At 68.9% G+C, this 16,539-nt stretch carries 10 protein-coding genes; 3 read left to right on the top strand and 7 right to left on the bottom strand.

The window, feature by feature from the left end:
- Positions 1-4: 4 nt before the first annotated feature.
- Together JHD77_RS05000 and JHD77_RS04995 are read right to left on the bottom strand one after the other, a co-directional pair.
- A complete protein-coding gene (locus JHD77_RS05000; RefSeq protein WP_003111544.1) occupies positions 5-574 on the bottom strand; it encodes a cytochrome b in 570 nt (189 codons plus the stop codon).
- 180 nt (positions 575-754) lie between these two features.
- The gene (locus tag JHD77_RS04995; protein ID WP_009315065.1) at positions 755-2,245 is read right to left on the bottom strand and encodes a flavin monoamine oxidase family protein; all 1,491 of its coding nucleotides are present in this window, start codon (positions 2,243-2,245) and stop codon (positions 755-757) included.
- Positions 2,246-2,418: 173 nt separating this feature from the next.
- Between JHD77_RS04995 and JHD77_RS04990 the strand changes: the two genes are divergently transcribed.
- The 3 genes from JHD77_RS04990 to JHD77_RS04980 all read left to right on the top strand — a co-directional run bounded on the left by JHD77_RS04990 (position 2,419) and on the right by JHD77_RS04980 (position 6,087).
- Positions 2,419-3,822 carry an adenosylmethionine--8-amino-7-oxononanoate transaminase gene (locus JHD77_RS04990; RefSeq protein WP_003106128.1) on the top strand — a complete coding sequence of 468 codons (1,404 nt, stop codon included), beginning with the start codon at positions 2,419-2,421 and terminating at the stop codon, positions 3,820-3,822.
- Between the two features lie 92 nt (positions 3,823-3,914).
- Positions 3,915-4,637: a 16S rRNA (uracil(1498)-N(3))-methyltransferase gene (locus JHD77_RS04985; RefSeq protein ID WP_003160910.1), complete on the top strand. Its 723-nt coding sequence runs from the start codon at positions 3,915-3,917 to the stop codon at positions 4,635-4,637.
- Positions 4,638-4,671: 34 nt separating this feature from the next.
- On the top strand, positions 4,672-6,087 hold the full coding sequence (locus tag JHD77_RS04980; RefSeq protein WP_010895506.1) for a hypothetical protein: 1,416 nt from the start codon (positions 4,672-4,674) through the stop codon (positions 6,085-6,087).
- Between the two features lie 7 nt (positions 6,088-6,094).
- Here the strand turns inward: JHD77_RS04980 and JHD77_RS04975 are convergent, their stop codons facing one another.
- The 5 genes from JHD77_RS04975 to chpA all read right to left on the bottom strand — a co-directional run bounded on the left by JHD77_RS04975 (position 6,095) and on the right by chpA (position 16,529).
- On the bottom strand, positions 6,095-6,706 hold the full coding sequence (locus JHD77_RS04975; RefSeq protein WP_003084610.1) for a LysE family translocator: 612 nt from the start codon (positions 6,704-6,706) through the stop codon (positions 6,095-6,097).
- A 75-nt stretch (positions 6,707-6,781) separates the two neighbouring features.
- Positions 6,782-7,576: an AraC family transcriptional regulator gene (locus JHD77_RS04970; protein ID WP_003117898.1), complete on the bottom strand. Its 795-nt coding sequence runs from the start codon at positions 7,574-7,576 to the stop codon at positions 6,782-6,784.
- Positions 7,577-7,583: 7 nt separating this feature from the next.
- Positions 7,584-8,090 (bottom strand): chemotaxis protein CheW, encoded by a 507-nt coding sequence (locus JHD77_RS04965; RefSeq protein WP_003106119.1) that lies wholly within the window; start codon positions 8,088-8,090, stop codon positions 7,584-7,586.
- Positions 8,087-9,118 (bottom strand): chemotaxis protein CheB, encoded by a 1,032-nt coding sequence (locus JHD77_RS04960; protein WP_003084598.1) that lies wholly within the window; start codon positions 9,116-9,118, stop codon positions 8,087-8,089. The genes JHD77_RS04965 and JHD77_RS04960 overlap by 4 nt, the downstream gene beginning before the upstream one ends.
- On the bottom strand, positions 9,111-16,529 hold the full coding sequence (gene chpA, locus JHD77_RS04955; RefSeq protein ID WP_034023100.1) for a chemotaxis signal transduction system protein ChpA: 7,419 nt from the start codon (positions 16,527-16,529) through the stop codon (positions 9,111-9,113). The genes JHD77_RS04960 and chpA overlap by 8 nt, the downstream gene beginning before the upstream one ends.
- Between the last annotated feature and the right edge of the window lie 10 nt (positions 16,530-16,539).

The raw sequence follows: 16,539 nt of genomic DNA, 5'->3' as shown, positions 1-16,539 counted from the left end.
CTCCTTAACGTGGTTGTTGATCATTCGACGAGCGACCGAGCATGCGCTTTAGGGTCGGGTCGCGGTCGACGAAGTGATGCTTGAGGGCGGCCAGGGCATGGAGGGCGGCGAAGACCACCAGCGCCCAGGCCAGGTAGAGATGGATTTCACCCGCGACGTCCGCCTGGTCGGGCAGCCCGCTGAGGGTCGCCGGCACGGAGAACCAGCCGAATACGCTGATCGGTTCGCCGTCGGCGGTGGAAATCAGGTAGCCCGCGACGATCACCGCCAGCAGCAGCCCGTACAGCGCGAGGTGGCCGAGCTTGCTCGCTACCCGCGTGAGCGGACCGTGGTTGACCGGCGCCGGCGGCGGCGGGCTGACGAAACGCCAGACGATCCGCACCAGCAGGGCGATGGCCAGCAGGATGCCGATGCTTTTATGCAGCGCCGGCGCGGGGTGGTACCAGGGGTCGTAATAGCTCAGTTCGCGCATCCACAGGCCCAGGCCAAACAGGCCGAAGACCACCAGCGCGCTGCCCCAGTGCAGGAACAGGCTGAATACGCCGTAACGGGATGAGGTATTGCGCCACTGCATGAAAAACTTCCTTGAAAAGCGAAGCCTCAAGACTAGCGGCAAATCCATCGAGTTAAAGCAGAAAATTCTGCTTTGAAACATCGATTCACAAGATAGGTTCGCAGGCTAAGAAAAAACCCTGGATTGCGCTGCGAACCGGGAAGCGCAAGGCGCCGGAGCTTCCGGCGCCGGCGAAGGGGATCAATCGAACAGGCGGGTGAACCAGGCGAACGGGTTCTTCTTCTCGCCGCCGGTCGTCGGTGCGGCTACCTTCTCGGCCTTCGCCACCATCGGCGCGCCCTCGATCACCGGCGTCTTGCCGGCGTACAGGTCGCGCACCTGGCTGGCGGCGCGCTTGCCGCTGCGCAGCGCCCCCTCGATGGTGCCGGGGTACAGCGCATCGGTGTGCTCGCCGGCGAAGGCGACCCGCGACAGCGGCTGTTCCCAGATCCGCCAGAAGCGCGTCACCTGGCCCGGACCGTAGGCCAGGTAGGAACCGCCGGTGCCCGGGTCGGCGCTGTAGCGACGAATTTCGTAGCCGGCGAAGGCACCGCGCATCTTCGGATAGAACTTGTTCATGCGGATCAGCACCTGGTCGACCATCTGCCGGTCGCCGAAAGCCTGCAGCACGCGGGCGTTGTCGCCGGACAGGTTGATCAGCACGTTGGCGCCGCCTTTCAGCGCCGGCTCGACCCAGATCATGCCCAGGCCCTGGTCGCTGAAGATCTCGCCGGAGAGGCGCGACTTGTCGTCCCACACCGGGCGCTTGAACTTCAGCAGGATCTGGTCGCGCCAGCCATAGTTGGTGCCCTTCAGCGCGGACATCTGGGTACCGCTCAGGGACGGGGTCATCTGGATCTGGCCGAGCGCCTTCAGCGGCACGGCGAGAACCACGTAGTCGGCCTTGTAGGTCTCGCTGCCGGCCTTGACGGCGACGCCGTCCTTGGCCTGGACGATGCTCGACACCTTGGATTTGGTCTTGATCGTCTTGATCTGCTTGACGAAGGCTTCCGCCAGCACCTGGCTGCCGCCGGGCAGGCGCGCCGCGCGCAGGTCGCGGTCATCGACGCCACGGTAGGCGCGGCCCTGCTGGGCGAGGTAGAGCAGCGACAGGCGCGACGGTTCGTCGTAGCGCGAGCGGATACGCTGGTTGACCAGCAGGCGCGCGGTCGGCGACAGGTTCAGCTTGTCCAGCCAGCGCGCGGCGTTCATCTGGTCGAGGGCGAACAGGGTATTGCTCGAGGCGGGGTTGAGCGGATCGGAGATCGATGCCGAGAGATCGTCCAGGGTCGACTCGAAGCGCTTGAGGTCGGCGGCGACGTTCGGCTGCTTGAGCGCGAGATCGCTGCTGCTGTAGTACAGGCCGTCGATCAGGTAGCTGGGGGTGCGGACGAAGTCCGGCGCCGGCACCGGCTTCAGCTTGAAGGTGTCCAGGTAGGCATTGAGCGTGGGCTGGACCTTCTGGTTGCCGACCCATTCGCTGGTGGCCAGGCCGGAACGCCCGCCCACCTGCGGCCGCGCCTCGAGCACCGTGACCTGCCAGCCGTCCTTCTGCAATTCGTAGGCCGCGCTCAGGCCTGCCAGGCCCGCGCCGACGACGATCGCCGTAGGCTGTCTATCCTTGCCCAGCGCCACCGCGCTGAACACCCCCAACATGAGAAACGCCGCGGCGCGCAGCCACCTTAACGACATACCGGACTCCCCAGAAAAAAAGCAAAGACGCAACGGCGCGCAGCATACGCCAGAGCCGTTTGGGCCACCATAGGAGTCCGTCGGCGGCTGCTGTCGGATGTGTCCCAACCCACCGGGTTGTTCATCTCACCCCCATTGCATAGGCTTTGCCGATCGATCCGAGGAGACAGCCCATGGGCCTTAACGCCGACTGGATGCAGCGCGACCTGAACGTACTCTGGCATCCCTGTACCCAGATGAAAGACCACGAACGCCTGCCGGTGATCCCGATCCGCCGCGGCGAAGGCGTCTGGCTGGAGGATTTCGAAGGCAAGCGCTACATCGACGCGGTCAGTTCCTGGTGGGTCAATGTGTTCGGCCACGCCAACCCGCGCATCAACCAGCGCATCAAGGACCAGGTCGACCAGTTGGAGCACGTGATCCTCGCCGGATTCAGCCACCAGCCGGTGATCGAGCTGTCGGAGCGACTGGTGAAGATCACCCCGCCGGGGCTCGACCGGGTGTTCTACGCCGACAGCGGCTCGGCGGGCATCGAGGTCGCGCTGAAGATGAGCTACCACTTCTGGCTCAATAGCGGCAGGCCGCGCAAGAAGCGCTTCGTCACCCTGACCAACAGCTACCACGGCGAAACCATCGCGGCGATGTCGGTGGGCGACGTGGCGCTGTTCACCGAAACCTACAAGTCGCTGCTGCTGGACACCATCAAGGTGCCCAGCCCGGACTGCTTCCTGCGTCCGGACGGCATGTGCTGGGAAGAACATTCGCGGAACATGTTCGCCCACATGGAGCGCACCCTGGCCGAAGGGCACGACGAGATCGCCGCGGTCATCGTCGAACCGCTGATCCAGGGCGCCGGCGGCATGCGCATGTACCATCCGGTCTACCTCAAGCTGCTGCGCGAAGCCTGCGACCGCTATGGCGTGCACCTGATCCACGACGAGATCGCGGTGGGCTTCGGCCGCACCGGGACGATGTTCGCCTGCGAGCAGGCCGGCATCGCCCCGGATTTCCTCTGCCTGTCCAAGGCCCTCACCGGCGGCTACCTGCCGATGTCCGCGGTGCTGACCAGCGAGACCATCTACCGGGGCTTCTACGACGACTACCAGACCCTGCGCGCCTTCCTCCACTCGCACACCTATACCGGCAACCCGCTGGCCTGCGCCGCCGCCCTGGCGACCCTGGACATCTTCGAGGAAGACAAGGTGATCGAGGCCAACCGCGCGCTGTCCACCCACATGGCCAGGGCCACCGCGCACCTGGCCGACCACCCGCATGTCGCCGAGGTGCGCCAGACCGGGATGGTCCTGGCCATCGAAATGGTCCAGGACAAGGCGTCCAGGACGCCCTACCCCTGGCAGGAGCGCCGCGGCCTGAAGGTCTTCCAGCATGGCCTGGAGCGCGGCGCGCTGCTGCGCCCGCTGGGCAGCGTGGTGTATTTCCTGCCGCCCTACGTGATTACCCCGGAGCAGATCGACTTCCTCGCCGAGGTGGCCAGCGAAGGCATCGACATCGCCACCCGCGACGCGGTCAGCGTGGCGGTCAGCGACTTCCACCCGGACCACCGCGATCCGGGCTGAACGTCGCCGCCCCTTCGTTCCGAGGGGGCCGGTTCCAGCGCCCCGCGGCAGGCAGTAAACTGCGCGCCTGTCGCCACTACCCTCGAATCGCCATGCGCCTGTCCCGCTTCTTCGTCGACCAGCCTCTCTCCCTCGGCCAGCACGACCTGCCCGAGGCCCAGGCCCACTACATCGGCCGCGTGCTGCGGCATGCCACGGGCGACGCCGTGCAACTGTTCGACGGCAGCGGCCGGGAATACCTCGGCGAGCTGGTCGAGGTCGGCAAGAAGAATGTCCGCGTCGAACTCCGCGAGCAGTTCGCCGGCCAGCCCGACTCGCCCCTACGTATCCACCTGGGGCAAGGCCTGTCGCGCGGCGAGCGGATGGACTGGGCTATCCAGAAGGCCACCGAGCTGGGGGTGGCGGAAATCACCCCGATCGTCAGCGAGCGTTGCGAAGTGCGCCTGAAGGATGAGCGCGCCGACAAGCGCCTGCAGCACTGGCGCCAGGTGGCGATCAGCGCCTGCGAGCAGTGCGGCCGTTCGAGCCTGCCGCTGATCCATCCGCCTCTGGCCCTGGAGGACTGGCTGCGTGGGCGGGACGATGAGCTCAGGCTGGTCCTGCACCCTGTGGCCGCCCCCCTGGCCAGCCATGCGCCGCCGTCGCGCCTGGCCTTCCTGGTGGGTCCCGAAGGCGGCCTGAGCGATGCCGAGGTGGAGCAGGCTCAGGCGGCCGGTTTCCACTCCGCGCGCCTCGGCCCGCGAGTGCTGCGCACCGAGACCGCTCCGGTGGTAGCGTTGGCGGTGGCCCAGCAACTCTGGGGCGACTTCGCCTGATATCCCTCCCGCCGCTTTACAACGGCGACAGCCAGTGAATACCGTTGCGCAACCCACTTCGCAACGGATCGCACGCATGGACACGCCCGTTACCTTCGATTGGAAGATCCGCCTGCCCGACGTGCTCGGCGTACTCCGCCGAGACTATGCCGGACGCTTCCCGCAGTTGGCCTCCGCCGCACTGGAGACGCTGTTGGAGCGCCTGCGCGACGACCTTCCCGAGGATTTCCTGCCAGCCCTCGGCCAGGAGCTGGAATCCCTCGGACTGGCGTTGGTGGAACGCCTGGACGAAGACGACAGCCTGAACCTGTACGTGGTCGGCGCCCCCCACAGCCAGCGCCTCCTCGATGCGCTCGCAGCGCAGGGCCACAACGCCCGCACGCTGCGCCAGGAAAACGCCCCCGAGGGCGCCCGGGCGGCCCTCCCCGCCGCCGCGCCGGCCGGCCTGGCGCCGGCTTCGGCCTACATCTGCCTCGAACACGCCGAGCACCTGGCGCCCGGCCTGGCCATCGCCCGCCTGCCGGGCGAGGACAGCCGCGACCTGCTGGACCTGCGCCAATGGCCCAGGCTGCAACGCCTGCCCGATGGCGCGGAGGAAACCCAGGGCGCGTTGCTCTGCCGGGCCAGTTCGGCGGACGGCCTGCACGCCTGGGTCAGGATGACCCGTTCGGGAAGCCCCTACGCCTGGCTGCATCGCTCCCGCGACCTCGCCTCGTTGACGCCCGAACTACCGCCCTTGCCGCTGCCGCCGGCGCAGTCGTTGCGCCAACGCCGCACCCCGGAACTTGCCATCGGCCTGGCCGGGGACGACCTGCTCCTGGCCGACCGCGGCCTGTTCTTCCTCTATCCGGGCTTCGCCCAGGGCAACGACGAACCGCGGTTGCTCTTCGAGGTGCCGCAAGCGCGGCGCTCCATCGAGAATCCGCCGGCGGTCTTCACCACTCCGGACCAGCGCGTCTGCCTGCTCTCCCGCGGGCAGTTCTTCGAATGGCGCGAGGCACGCATCCAGCCCCTGCCGTTCCCCGTCGGCAAGGATCTGCCCGCCGATCCGGCGCAACCGACCTCGGCGGCGCCCGGGACCATCGTCTGGCTGGAGCGTGAAACGCTCTGCGAAGGCCGGCTCGACAGCGGCGAGATCCGCAGCCACTCGCTGGACGGCCTGGCCGAAGGCCCCTACCTGAAGCTCCAGGCCCTGGACGGAGGCTGGCTGCTCCTGGCGCCGTGGCTGGAACCGCATCGCTCGCGGGACCTCGCCCAGCTCTGGCACCTCGAATCCGGCCGGGCGCTGCGCATCCGCTACGGCGAACTGGACCTGGAGGGCGGACTACAGCACTGGGCGGAGCTGCCCGACGGCCGGATCGTCGTCGGCGACCATGCCCGGCATGTCGACCTCGGCACGTTCGAAAGCCTGCGCCAACGCCTGCTGCGGCGGCGCCTGGCGCCGGCCTGAGGCGCGTCTACAGCCCGCGCAGCGCCAGTCCCGCCAGGCCGAGCAGGAGCACGCCGCAACCGGCGTAGCTGACGCGGTGCCAGAACAGCGAGGTGTTGCGCCGCAGCCAGTCCACCAGCGCCGCGCAGCAAAAGCACCAGATCAGCGACGAGAGCATGAAACCGGCGAAGAACACCAGCGACTGCGCCTGGTTCGGCGTGCCGTCGACGATCCCCGCCAGGGCGCTGCCGAGGGCACCCCAGTAGACCACGTTCTTCGGGTTGGACAGGGAGATCGCCGCGCCGGCGCCGAAGGCGTTGCGCCCCTGCTCGCCGGCATCCTCCGCCGCCAGCGGCGGACTCCAGGCGTCGCGCAAGCCTTGCACGCCGAGCCAGGCCAGGTAGGCGGCACAGGCCAGGGTCAGGGGAATCCGCACCTGCTCGTAGCCCAGCAGCAGCGCCAGCCCGGTGAGCCCGAGCAGGGCCCAGACGGCATCGCCGATCAGCGACCCCAGTTGCACCAGCAACGCCGGGCGGAAGCCGCCGGTCAAACCGCGGCGCAGCGTTTCGCTGAACACCGCGCCAGGGGAAACATTGAAGGCGAAACCGAACAGCAAGGCGGCGAGGAAGATGGCGAGCATGGAACGACGACTCCGTGGTGGGACGTCGGATTATCCCGGCCGGCGGCTCCGCCGACTTGAACCGGATTGCGCAGTTCAGCCGCGCACGGCGCGCTGGTAGCGGCCCGGCGAAATGCCGTAGGCGCTGGTGAAGTAACGGGTCAGGTGGCTCTGGTCGGCGAAGCCCAGGGCGTGGGCCACCTCGCCCACCGCCAGGCCACGGCGCAACAGGCCGAGGGCGCGGCGGGTGCGCAGTTGCATGCTCCACTGGCGCGGGCTGAGCCCGGTGGCCTTCTTGAACGCCCGCAGCAGGTGGTATTTCGACAGGCCCACCTGCTCCGCCATCTCATCCAGGTCCGGCGGTTCGGCCAGGCGCTCGGCGAGCAGCGCCTGCAGGCGGGCGACAGCCGGGCGCCCAGGATCGGCCCTCTGCGGCAGGCGGGTGCCGCTCGCCGCCAGCAGGCGGCCAAGGAAATCCAGCAGGCGCTCCTCGCCCCGTTCGCGGGCGAAACGGTCGCTGGCCAGCAAGGCTTCGATGCTGGCGGCCAACTCGCGGCCCAGCGCCGGACTGCGCAGCAGCGGGCGGTCGAACTCGACGGAGGAAAGATCCAGGCTGCTCGCCAGTTCGGCGGCAGGCAGATAGAGGCTGGCGAAGCGCCAGGGCTGGCCGTCGCGGACGCCGCCGCCCTGGATCTGCCCCGGGTTGTAGAGGGTCAGGTCGCCGCTGTCGGCCTGGAAGGTACGGCCATCCAGCCAGACATCTTCCAATCCGCAGAGGTTGGCGCTGATGACGAACTCGTCGTGGCTGTGCTTCTCGAAGCGGTGCCCGGCCAGGCTGGCGCTGGCGACCTCGAGGGAGGCGCCGATCCGCGCGTGCTGCAGGCCGGCCATGGACGGCTCAGATCAGGCCGGCGTCGGCGAGCTTCTCTTCGAGCCCGGCCAGGTCCGGAATCCGTGCGGTTTCGCCGCCGATGTCCACCGCCGCCAGTTCCAGCGCCGCCAGCGGCGCGGCGGTGCTCGCGAGATTGGCGTCCAGCCGCACCGAGCGCGGAATGCCCTGCACCAGCAGGGCGAGGAACTTCACATGGGGTCGTCCGCCGAGGGCGTTGATGACCACCACCCGCGCGCTGCTGCCGAGTACCGGCTGCTGTTCGCCGCTGGAGGCCGCCTCGAAGGACAGCAGCGGCAGGCGCAGGTCGCGCCAGGCCACCTGGCCCAGGTACCACTGCGGCAGGCCGGCGGCGACCTGCGGGTTGCGATAGGCGATCAGTTCGGCCACGGCGACGTTGGGCAACAGCAGGGTGCGGTCGCTCAGCGGCAGGAGCAGCCCGGTGAGGCTGTCCGGGGTCGGGTTGGCTGGGGTGTTCCGGCTCATGCCATCCTGCTCGATCACGGCCTGGTTCATGTTTCGACTCCTGTCGGCGCGCAGCGTGCGGCCAGATGCTTGACCAATGCCTCGGCCAGTTCGCGGGGGCTGGCATTGAAACTGCTGTAACCGGCTTCGCGCAAGCTGTCCGGCATGCTCGAACAGACGCAACTGTCGGCGCGCTGGGTCCATACCTCGCCACCCTGGCGCCGCACGTAGGCGGCAGCGGCGCTGCCGTCGCTACCCATGCCGCTGAAAACGATCACCCCGCAGTCGGGCCCGAACTGCTGGGCCAGGTTGAGCATCATCTGGTCGATGGACGGGGTGTAGGGTTCCGGCCAGGGACGCTGGCTGCATTTCAGTCGCCCGTCGTGGTGGAAACCGAGCTCGTGCAGCACCGGCACCACCATGACCTCGCCGCAACGCAGCGCTTCGCCGTCGCGGACGTTCTTCACATGCCACTGGCTGTGCCGGCCGACTGCCTGCGGCAGGTTCTGCTCGAAGCTGGCATCGATGTGCTGGGCATAGAGGAAGCCGATCGGCAGGCCGCCAGGCAAGGCGTCGAGAAATGCCTTCACCGCCGCCGGGCCGCCGAGCGAGGCCGCCAGCAGCCACACCTCGCGGGCCGCTTCGCCGGCCTGCAGCGGCATCGCCGCGAGGTCGCCGGGAATCTCCAGGCGCGGCGGACGCTCCTCGTCGAGCAATGCACCGAGGCTGTCGCCAACGCCATCGCTGGGGTCGCCGATCAAGCGCTTCAGCTTGCCGATCAGCCGCCGTTCCCAGCGCGGGTAATGTTCGGTATGCCGCTCCGGCGCGTGGCCCTCGCCGAACAGCACCGGCGCACGGTCCTGCTCCAGCAGGCTGTCCAGCAGCGGCGAGTCGTCCTGCTGGGTCAGGTCCACCAGCCACAGGTCGGGCGCGCACTCCAGCGCGGCGTCGTCGACCCTGGCCGGGTCGGCGTTGAGCACCACCTCGTAACCATGGCCGAGCAGCGCCTGTTGCAACACGTGGCGCTGCAACGAGGTGTCGGCGATCACCGCGACCCGTGGCGTGGCGCGCTCACTCATGCTGGCCGACCAGGGACTGGATGGCTTCGAGCAGCTCGGTTTCCTGGTAAGGCTTGCCGAGGTACTGGTTGACGCCGATGCCCAGCGCGCGCTCGCGGTGTTTCTCGCCGGTCCGCGAGGTGATCATGATGATCGGCAGGTTGCCCAGGCGTTCGTCGTGACGCACCAGGGTGGCGACCTCGAAACCGTCCATGCGCGGCATCTCGATGTCCAGCAGGAGGATGTCCGGACGATGCTCCTGGAGCTGGGCGATGGCGTCCACGCCGTCCTTCGCGGTCAGCACGTTCATGCCGTTGCGCTCCAGCAGGCGGGTGGTGACCTTGCGCACGGTGACCGAGTCGTCCACCACCATGACCAGCGGCGGCCGCTGCTGCTCGCTTTCGCTCGCCGCCATTTCCTGGCGCAGCGCCAGGCGTTCGCGACGGCTTTCCTGGCCGAGCAGCGCGTGCCGGGAGCGGATGGTCGCCAGCAGGTCGAGGATCACCACCACCCGGCCATCGCCGAGCAGGGTCGCCCCGGAAATCCCGGCGACCCCGGCGAACTGCGGACCGAGGCTCTTCACCACGATCTCGCGGGAACCGGCCAGCGAGTCGACCTGCACCGCCACCGCATGCTCCGAGGAGCGCACCAGGATCACCGGCAAGGGCAGCGACTGGCCGACCAGCTTGGGTTCCTGGCCGTTGTTCAGCAGCTCGCCGAGGTACTTCAGTTCGTAGGACTGCCCGGCGTATTCGAAGCTGGGCGTATCCAGCCCCGCCTCGCCGCGCTGGTCGTAGAGCGCCTCCAGTTCGTAGGGCGAAACCCGCACGATGCCCTCGATGGTGTTCAGCGGCACCGCGTAGAGATCCTCGCCGGATAGCACCATCAGCGCCCGGTTCACCGACACGGTGAACGGCAGCCGCACGTTGAAGCGGGTGCCCTGGCCCGGCTCGGTCTGGATGCTCACCGAGCCGCCGAGCTGCTTGACCTCGGAGTTGGCCACGTCGAGGCCGACGCCGCGCCCGGAGATCTGGGTGACCTTTTCGGCGGTGGAGAAACCGGACTCGAGCACGAACTGCAGCACTTCATGATCGCTGAGGTCGCTGTCGGCGCTCATCAGGCCACGCTCGATGGCCTTGCGCCGTACCGCATCGAGGCGGATGCCGGCGCCGTCGTCGGAGAGGGTGAGGAGAATGTCGCCGCCCTCGCGGCCGATGTTCAGGCGGATCGTACCGTGCTCCGGCTTGCCCGCCGCGCGGCGCGTCTCGCCGGACTCGATGCCGTGGTCCACGGCGTTGCGCAGCATGTGCTCCAGCGGCGCGACGATGCGTTCGAGGACGGTACGATCCATCTCGCCGTCGGCGTTGCCGACCACGAATTCGACCTGCTTGCCAAGCTCGCCGGCCACCTGCCGGACGATCCGCCGCAAACGCGGTACCAGCCGATCGAACGGCACCATGCGGGTGCGCATCAGGCCTTCCTGGAGTTCGGTGTTGACCCGCGCCTGTTGCAGCAGCAGGGTCTCCGCGTCACGGTTCTTCGCCGCCAGGGTTTCCTTCAGGTCGAGAAGGTCGGAGGCCGATTCGAAGAGTGCGCGCGAGAGCTGCTGCAACTGCGAATAGCGGTCCATTTCCAGCGGGTCGAATTCTTCGTAGCCGGCGCGTTCGGCATCGGCCTGGTGACGCGAGAGGATCTGCGCCTGGGTCTCGGTGTCGAGGCGGCGCAACTGGTCGCGCACCCGCTCGATGGTGGACTCCATCTCGCCGAGGGTGAAGCCGACGTCGCTCACCTGCTGCTCGACCCGGCCGCGGAAGATCGAGGTCTCGCCCGCCAGGTTGACCAGGTTCTCCAGCAGTTCCGCCGGCACCTTCACCAGCTCCTGCGGGGCACGTCGGGAAGCGGCCTCCTGGGCCGCCTCCTGGGCCTTGCGCACGAACGGCAGGGTGGTGGCCGGGGCGGCCGGAGGCGCCGCCTCGGCCGCCATGATCGCGCCGGCCGCCGGGGCCAGGCGGGTCAGCTCTGCCAGCGCGGAGGCCACCGCGCGGTCGGTATCGTCGGCCTGGACCAGCGCCTGGGCGGGCTCGGGCCGCTCACCGGCCTCGTCGTCCTCGGCCAGCCGCTCGCGCAACAGGTCGACCTGCCGCTGCAGGCCTTCCAGCCCCGACTGCGCATCCAGCAGCAGGCTGTCCGGCCACGGCGCGCCCTGTAGCTGCGCATCGGTGAGATGCTGCTCGAGGTCGTGGGCCAGGTTGCCCAGCTCGGTCTGTCCGGCCAGGCGCGCACCGCCCTTGAGGGTGTGCAGGATCCGCAGCAGGTCGTCCAGCGGCTGGGCGTCGCCGTTGCCGCCGTCCCAGCGGCCGAGCGCCAGTTCGAGGTTCTCCAGCAGGTCGTCGGCTTCCTCGAGGAAGATGTCGAGGATCTCGCTCTCGTCGGCCGCCGCGCCCTTCGCCGCCAGCGGCTTGAGGCTGACGCTGGTGGGTACGCTCAGTTGCTCGTCGGGATCGCTGCGCAGGCGCCTGATCTCCGCGATCAGCGCCTGCCCGTCGGGCAGCGTGCGGTGGCCACGCACCGCCTCGAGCATCTCGGCCAGCTCGTCGTGGCAGCGCTGCAGCAGGCCGAACAAGGCCGGGCTGGCGCGCAGGCGTCCACCGCAGAGGCCTTCGTAGAGGAATTCAAGCTCATGGGCGAGGTCGCCGATCTCGCCGATCTCGGCCATCCGCGCACCGCCCTTGAGGGTATGCAGGTCGCGCTGCAAGGCTTCCAGTTCGATGGTGTTGTCGACGTCGTCGATCCAGCGCTGCAACGCGGCGGCAGCGCTGTCGAGGATATCGAAGCCTTCCTCGAGGAAGATCTCCACCAGTTCGGGATCGCGCTCTTCGAACGCCTCCGCAGCGGGCGCGGCGGGCTCCTCGACGGCAGGTGCAACGAGTTCCTCGACAGGGCTTTCCGCCTCGCCCGGTGTCGCGGCCTCGGCCACCGGGCCCTGGCGGAACCGGCGGATCGACTGGATAAGGTCGTGCGGGTCGGCCAGGAGCTGGCCGGCGCTCAACTGGTCGAGCTGTTCGGCCAGGCGGTCGTGACAGGCTTGCAGCAATCCGGCCAGTTGCGGGGAGTGCTGGTAACGGCGGTCGACCAGTCCTTCGTAGAGGGCCTCCAGCTCGTGGGCCAGGTCGCCGATCTCGGCGATCTCGGCCATCCGTGCGCCGCCCTTGAGGGTATGCAGGTCGCGCTGCAGGGCGCTGAGCGAAGACAGCGCGCCCGGCTCGGCCTGCCATTGGGCCAGTGCCTGGCCGGCGCTTTCGAGGATGTCCACCGCCTCTTCGAGGAAGATCGACACCATTTCCTCGTCCAGCTCGCGGCCGGGAGCCGGTGCAGGCGCTGCCGGTACGGTCTCCTCGGCAGGCGTCCCGGCCTCTTCGAAGACCGCCTCGGGGAGGGCCGGTTCTTCGTCTTCCGGGGGGAAATCGTCGGCGCCGAGGCTCTCCGGGTCGATGAACGGAACGGCCTCGGCGGCGGGCGCTTCCAACAGCTCCTGCAGGGCCGCGACCCGCTCCGGACGCGGCGTGACCTGCAGGCCGGCGGCGACCTGGTCCATCATCCCGATCAGCGCCTCGTGGGCCTGGCGGGCTTCCTCGAAGAACGCCGGGCTGACCGCCAGGCGGCCTTCCTCGACGGCATCGTAGAGCGCCAGCAAGGCCTGGCAGAGTTCTTCCACCTGTGGCAGCTCGGCATGCCGGGCGCCCCGGTCCAGAGTGCTGAGCTCCTCGCGCAGCGCACTCAGTTCCTGGCGCTCCTGCGGATGCTCGTGCCAGCGCTCGAGCAGGTCCTCGGCGTCCAGCAGGATGTCCATGCCTTCGACGAGGAACGCCTCGATCAGCAACGGATCGCGGCGCTCGCCGGCATCGCTGTAGCGCTCGGCCTCGAGCGAGGCGATGCGTTCCTGATGCAGTGCCTCGATACGCTCCAGCAACGCGTCGCTGCCGGGGATCGGGTTCAATGGCCGTTGCGCGCCGACCTGCTCCAGGCCGATGCGGAACAGTTGCTCGGCGTCGTGCAGCAACTCCGCTTCGCGCAGGTCGAAGGCGAGCAGGTTGGACTTGTATTCCTTGACCAGTTTTTCCAGCGGCGTGGCGATCTCCGCGATCGGCAGGATGCCGGCCATGTGTGCGCTGCCCTTGAGGGTATGCAGGGCACGCTGCAAGGCATCGGTGACCGGCTGCGGCAGTTCGCGGGCGCAGTCGGCGAGGAAGCCGACCAGGGCCTCGAGATGGGTTTCCGCCTCGTTGGTGAAGATCTCCAGCAGTTGCGGATCGAGCAGTTCGACGTCGCTCTGCGCCTCGGCAGCGGCCTGCGGCGCGTCGGCCAATGGCGGCGCCTGGACGCCGTTGTCCAGGCTCGACGGCTGCTCCGCCCCGGCTTCCGGCGGTACTCCGCCGTCGTCCGGCGCCGGCGGTTCCGGCAGCGGCTCGCCCTTGGCCAGGGCATGCGCGGTGGCCGCCAGCAGGTCGACATCGTCGCGCTGGCGCTGGGCATTGGCGGCGAACTCCTCGACCAGCTCCGGCAACAGGGCCACGACCTGGTCCACCACTCGCTGCACCGGCTCGCTGGCGGCGATGCTGCGATCGAGCACGCGGTTGAACAGGTTCTCTATCGACCAGGCCAGTTCGCCGATCACCAGGGCACGGACCATCCGTCCGCTACCCTTGAGGGTATGGAAGGCACGGCGTACCTCGGTCAGCGCTTCGCGGTCGTCGTGGTCGGCTTTCCAGGCCGGCAGGTAGCGGCCGATGGTCTCCAGGACCTCGCCGGCCTCCTCGATGAAGACCTCGCGCAGTTCCTCGTCCACCGGTTCCTCGTCGGCCGGCGGTGGCAGCAGGCTGACCGGAACGTTCTGCGCCGGCGGGTTGATCGGCTGCACCGGCGCAGCCATCACCTCGGCCAGAGACAGGGCCGGCGCTTCGCTGGCGAGCGCCTCGGCGGCAGGCGGCGCCTCGGCCTCAGCCTCGGGCAATTGCACCTCGGGGAGATCGAGGTCGGAAAGATCCAGTTCCTCCAGGCTCGAGCCCTCCCAGGCGGACACCTCGCCCTCCGCCTCCGGCAAGGCTACATCCAGCGGCAGCGGATCGAGCGCATCGAGAACCAGCTCCTGTTCAGCGGAGCCGTCGAAAGGCTCCAGCGCCGGCAACGGCTCGAGGCTTTCCAGCGGCGCGTCGAAGGACAGCGCCGGCTCCTCCAGGCTCAGATCCAACGTCTCGCCGGCCTGCGCCGGCTGCGCCAGGTCATCGCCGAGCCCCCACTGCTCCGGCAGCGACCAGTCCGCCAGGGCCGCCGGCCCGGAGGCCGGGGCCGCATCGGCGGGCAGGTCGAGGCCGGAGAGATCGATCTCGTCGAGGCTGAAATCGTCCAGGCTGCGGGCAGGCGCCGGGGTCGACTGCGGCTGGCCGCTCTCCTCGACCACCTCCGGCAACGCCGGCGGCACTTCGGCGGAATCGTCCAGCGGCAGGTCCAGGGCCAGGTCGAGGGACGGCTCGCCGGCGTCGGGCGCGACTTCGCCAAGGGTCCAGTTGTCGTCGCTGGCCAGCTGCGGGGCATCTTCCCTCGCGGCCTCGGCAGGAGCCGTGTCGGCGGGCGGTTGCTCCGCTGTCTCGGCGACCTCGACGACCGCCTCCGGCCTCTCCGGCTCGGCAGCCGGGGACTCGATGGCAGCGGGCCCGGACAGGCCAGGCTCGGCCGGGGCCGACGAATTCGGTTTCAGCGTATAGCCGAGGTTCGCCAGGCTGTCCTCGGCGACGTCGAGGATCAGGTCGCTCTGGCTGGCATGGTCCTCGCTCAGGCGCTCCAGGTAATACTCGACGCTGGTGATGGCATCGGCCAGGGTATCCAGGCTCTGCCAGTCCGGCACCGCCTTGCGCGCCAGCAGCTGTTCCTGGATATAGCGGTTGCAGGTTTCCAGCAGGGTCGCGGCGCGCTCCAGCGGGATCATCGCCAGGCCGCCGCGGACCTGGGTCAGCAGCTCCGGCACGCGGGCCAGGTGCTCGTGGTTCCACTGCGAGGCGATGAACTCGATGATCGCGTCCTTGGCCTGCTCCAGACCGTTGCGCGCTTCCTTGATCACCAACTGGTGGATCTGCGCCACATCGGTGGTGGGCAGGCGGCTTTCCTCGCTGTTGCGCTCGTCGCCGGGACCGGCCATCCCGGCCAGGGTGGCCTCGACGTAGAGCAACGCGCCGGCGACGTCCATCAGGATCGCGTCGCTCGGCTCGCGGCGGCCCTGGGCCAGGGCGTGGATGACGTCCAACTGGTCGAGGATGACCTTGCGCGGTTGGCCGAAGCCGAGTACCGCCAGGGTATCGGCGATCTGCTTGAGCGGCGCCAGGAGGGCGTCCAGTTCCGAGGGGTGGCCACGGTCGCTGCGCACGAACAGGTCGAGGCTGTCCTTGATCCGCACCAGTTCCTCGCACAAGGCACCGACCACCGAACGCATCGCGTCGCGGTCGGGTCCGGCGAGGCGGGCGCGCTCAGCATCCACCGTCTCGTGGTCGGGCAGCGCCTCGTCGAGGCGGTACTGTTCCTTCAGTGCGCGGATCCGCGGCGACTGCGAAGGCGCCTTGGCCACGTAGAACAGCAGGTTCTTCACCAGCTCGTCCGGCGCGGCCTGGTTCAGGCCGTCGGCGCCCTGCTCGACCAGGCGCTTGAGTTCGCGGTCGAGCTGGCGCAGCAGGGTGCGCACCGAGGCGCTGTTGACCACGCTACCGTTGGCCAGGCCCTCGACCAGGCCGGAAGCGATGCTCCACAGCGGCCCCAGCGGTGCCTCGCGGCACAGGCCCTCCAGGCGCGCATAGACACGCGCCAGGTAGCCGAGGCTGGTGGCCACGTCCTGGTTGCGCAGCAGGCCGACCAGGGCCATCTGCTGGGTCTGGCGCAGCTTGCGCAGCAAGCCGCCAAGTTCGTCGGTGCGCAGTTGCGCGATGGCCTCGCCGTCCAGTTGCGGCTGGCGCTGCGACAGGTCGGGCGCGAACAGGCTGGTTTCCGAGAGCAGCTTCTCGCCGCGCGCGGCGCGCAGGTCGTTGAGCAGCGGCAGGACCACCATCGGCAGGTCGCGCCGGGCGGTCTGGATCCGGTCGAGGTAGACCGGCAGTTGCAGGATCGCCTGCATCAGCACTTCCAGGGCCTCGCCCTGGTTCGGCACGCGACCGTCCAGCAAGGCCTGGACCAACTGCTCCATTTCCTCGGCGAGCAGGGCCGCGCCGTAGAACTCGACCATCTGCAGGGTGCCCTGCACCTGGTGCACGTAGGTCAGGCAGAACCGCATGCGGGTCGGGTCCTGCGGGTTCTCGACGAACGCTTCCAGCGCCTGGCGCGCCTGTTTCAGGGTTTCGGCGATCTCGCCTTTCACCCACTCCAGAGCGACGTAGTCGTGCCGGTCACCCATAGCCACTCCA

Origin of the sequence: Pseudomonas sp. P20, assembly GCF_016463925.1 — a bacterium.
GTDB classification, from domain to species: domain Bacteria; phylum Pseudomonadota; class Gammaproteobacteria; order Pseudomonadales; family Pseudomonadaceae; genus Pseudomonas; species Pseudomonas aeruginosa.
The sequence above is the reverse complement of the archived record's forward strand: the minus strand, read 5'-3'. Positions and strand labels throughout refer to the sequence as shown.

Excerpts from the sequence above, each read along its gene's own strand:
- JHD77_RS04990 (WP_003106128.1), top strand. The coding sequence starts at position 2,419 with ATGGGCCTTAACGCCGACTGGATGCAGCGCGACCTGAACGTACTCTGG.
- JHD77_RS05000 (WP_003111544.1), bottom strand. The coding sequence starts at position 574 with ATGCAGTGGCGCAATACCTCATCCCGTTACGGCGTATTCAGCCTGTTC.
- JHD77_RS04995 (WP_009315065.1), bottom strand. The coding sequence starts at position 2,245 with ATGTCGTTAAGGTGGCTGCGCGCCGCGGCGTTTCTCATGTTGGGGGTG.
- chpA (WP_034023100.1), bottom strand. The coding sequence starts at position 16,529 with ATGGGTGACCGGCACGACTACGTCGCTCTGGAGTGGGTGAAAGGCGAG.
- JHD77_RS04965 (WP_003106119.1), bottom strand. The coding sequence starts at position 8,090 with ATGAACCAGGCCGTGATCGAGCAGGATGGCATGAGCCGGAACACCCCA.
- JHD77_RS04970 (WP_003117898.1), bottom strand. The coding sequence starts at position 7,576 with ATGGCCGGCCTGCAGCACGCGCGGATCGGCGCCTCCCTCGAGGTCGCC.
- JHD77_RS04960 (WP_003084598.1), bottom strand. The coding sequence starts at position 9,118 with ATGAGTGAGCGCGCCACGCCACGGGTCGCGGTGATCGCCGACACCTCG.
- JHD77_RS04985 (WP_003160910.1), top strand. The coding sequence starts at position 3,915 with ATGCGCCTGTCCCGCTTCTTCGTCGACCAGCCTCTCTCCCTCGGCCAG.
- JHD77_RS04975 (WP_003084610.1), bottom strand. The coding sequence starts at position 6,706 with ATGCTCGCCATCTTCCTCGCCGCCTTGCTGTTCGGTTTCGCCTTCAAT.